Source organism: Mesorhizobium sp. M00.F.Ca.ET.216.01.1.1 (genome assembly GCF_004010325.2).
GTDB lineage: Bacteria > Pseudomonadota > Alphaproteobacteria > Rhizobiales > Rhizobiaceae > Mesorhizobium.
Genome location: NZ_SADR02000574.1, coordinates 1 through 283 on the forward strand (window position 1 = coordinate 1; position 283 = coordinate 283).

The 283-nt window shown below is 66.8% G+C and carries 1 pseudogene; it reads left to right on the forward strand.

The annotated features are described in order from the left end of the window. Nucleotides 1–259, forward strand: a pseudogene (locus EN859_RS40170) (esterase); the annotation flags it as partial. Nucleotides 260–283: the final 24 nt, after the last annotated feature.

Consider the following 283-nt stretch of genomic DNA (forward strand, 5'->3'; position numbering starts at 1 on the left):
CAACGCCAACGCACTGGTACACGGATTCGCGGCGAGTGAGGCGACAGCCACTCGTGCGCCGGGTGCGAGCGGCGGCTCGCGCCAGCATACGGTTCGACACATGACATCGGCAGCCGGCGTAGAGGCCGAACTGTGGATCATCCACGGCGCGCCTCATGCGTGGGCGGGGGGCTCTTCAAGAGGAAGCTATACCGATCCGTGCGGCCCCGACGCCAGCGCCGAGATGGTGCGGTTTTTTCTCGAGCACCCTCGTCACTGAGCATCAGCGCGCCGCACTGGCTGC